The sequence below is a fragment of the Neisseria sp. Marseille-Q1983 genome, from assembly GCF_018224585.1.
GTDB lineage: Bacteria > Pseudomonadota > Gammaproteobacteria > Burkholderiales > Neisseriaceae > Neisseria > Neisseria polysaccharea.
Genome location: NZ_JAGTUI010000092.1, coordinates 1 through 1,986 on the forward strand (window position 1 = coordinate 1; position 1,986 = coordinate 1,986).

Genomic DNA, 1,986 nt, shown 5'->3' on the forward strand with positions numbered 1-1,986 from the left:
CCCGGCAAGGCTGCCTTTCATCCCTTCCGCGCTGCCGCCCGCCATTTCCGCCATACCGCCCCATGCTTGGAGTTGGTTGCGGCCCATACCGATATTGCGGGACAGGTTGTCAAGCTGCACGTTGGCTTCGGCGGCTTCCCGAATCAGCTTGTCCAATGCGTTTGAGCCGGTAACAAGCGCGAAAAGGGCGGCTGCGCCTTTTGCGACCTTCCCCATCGCTTCGGTCAGGTTTTTGGCCTGTTTGACGTTCTGTCTGACCTTTTCGGCGTGTTTGTCCAACCCTTTGCCGGATTTGCCCGTTTTTGCCTCTGCCTTCTCGAATGCCTCGGTCATGTCATCCAATTTGGAGACAGCCTGCTTGGCTTCCCGGCTGAATTTGGACGAATCAATGCCCAATTCCATAAACAGGGTATCAATTACTGTTGCCATAGCGATTCCTAAAAAAGGCTACCTGAAATCAGGTAGCCTGTTGTGCCTTGTTGAAAGCATCGGTATTGACGATTTCGAGCAGGTTAAAGGCATCTTCCAGCCCGTACACGGTTTGCAACTCGTGCAGGGTGCAGATGCGGGAGGAAACCAGCGCGCCGATGGTTTGGGTCAGGTTCAGGTAGCCTTGCTGCCGGCTTCCCCCTCCCCGCCCGATGCCGAGGTCGGGCCAAAGGCGTGTTGCAAAAAATCGGTATGCAATGCAAACACCTCCTTCCGCAAACGCCACAGGGTCGTGAAGTCTTCCACGTCGTTGAAGTCCATATTCAGCGGGCGCGGCTGCCCGCCTTCGGGGATGATTTGCACGCAGTCCAAAAGCTCGTTCAAAAGCGGGATGGCGTCTTCGGGCTTCACTTTGCCCAATGCACCCAGCGTCGCCCCCACCATACCGATCATTCCCTGTTGCGGGGCGATGCCGCCCAAATCCACGCCGCTGTTTGCCAATGCCAAAAGGGCGCGCATCGCCCAGTTGTCGGCGTGCGCGGCGGACATTTCGGTGATCAGGAACACGCGGCCTTTGTCCCGCCCGTTTTCAATCGTGATTTGCTTGCTCTTCAACGCCATATCAGATTTCCTCCGGTTTCACCACGATGCGGAACGAGTAGGTTACGGATTCCAGCGTTTTCTTGGCGGTCGTGCCGCCTGGGACTTCCACTAAAAATCCCGTGGCGGTGTAACGTTTTTTCACGGCGGAAACCTCCACCGAAAATTCCACCATACGCGTTTCCTGACGTTGCAGGATATCGTTGGTGAATTGGTCGAAGTAGTCGCGCGATTTGCTGGTGGGTGCAAGCTGGATGTTGAAGTCCACTTCGTAGGGCGTGAAGCCGCCGGACTGTTGACCGTCCACGCCCATCAGGGTTTCGCCGATTTTGCCCTGCCCGAAGTCGAAGGCGTTGTCGGCGGCGTAGCCTTCAATCTGTACGAAGTTGTCGTTAAAGCCTTTCACGCGCATCAGCAGGATGCTGTTGGCGGCGGTCAGGGTGCGGTCGGATACGGTTTGCATATGTTTTCCTTTGCAAAGAGGCCGTCTGAAGCTTCAGACGGCCTTTGTGGTTTACTGAACGTTGATTGAACCGAGGTTGATGTTGTGCACGCTGCCGCCGTCGGTGTACCACAGCTTCATCGGCATGGATTGGCGGTTGCCGCGCGTCTGCGCCGAAGCGTTCTGAATCAGCAGGAAATAGCCGGTGCTTTCAATCTTGGCGGCGGCATCTACGCGCGCTTCGTTGTTGATTAGGGCGCGTTGCTGTTCGCTCAACGGTACGCCCGGCTGGATGCTGCCGAAGTTCAAGGCCTCGTTAATCGGGTCTTGGCAGGCGGCGCGTTGCAGGGCGATACCGACGGCGTTGTACGGTACGGCCTTGGCGGAGGTGAGCAAGGTCATCAGGGCAAGCTGCAACTGGCTGTTGAGGCGGATTTGGTTCACATAGGCATCAATCCATTTCCATTTGCCGGGCATTTGGCCGGGATAAAGGAAGGTAAAGCGGTCGTTGGCGG

The 1,986-nt window shown here is 56.7% G+C and carries 3 protein-coding genes and 1 pseudogene; all 4 read right to left on the minus strand.

Annotated elements, in window-relative coordinates:
• Nucleotides 1–429, minus strand: a pseudogene (locus tag KEM39_RS11165) (lytic transglycosylase domain-containing protein); the annotation flags it as partial.
• Nucleotides 430–603: 174 nt separating this feature from the next.
• A complete protein-coding gene (locus KEM39_RS11175) occupies nt 604–1,050 on the minus strand; it encodes a hypothetical protein (protein WP_211710051.1) in 447 nt (148 codons plus the stop codon).
• 1 nt (nt 1,051) lies between these two features.
• Nucleotides 1,052–1,492, minus strand: a complete 441-nt coding sequence (locus tag KEM39_RS11180; protein WP_118779653.1) for a phage tail fiber protein — start codon at nt 1,490–1,492, stop codon at nt 1,052–1,054.
• Between the two features lie 51 nt (nt 1,493–1,543).
• Nucleotides 1,544–1,986 (minus strand): DUF3383 family protein (locus KEM39_RS11185; RefSeq protein WP_211710052.1); only part of this gene is annotated, 443 nt, incomplete at its 5' end.

Bases quoted from the DNA above. Each gene is read 5' to 3' on its own strand.
- KEM39_RS11175 (WP_211710051.1), bottom strand. From the start codon at position 1,050: ATGGCGTTGAAGAGCAAGCAAATCACGATTGAAAACGGGCGGGACAAA.
- KEM39_RS11180 (WP_118779653.1), bottom strand. From the start codon at position 1,492: ATGCAAACCGTATCCGACCGCACCCTGACCGCCGCCAACAGCATCCTG.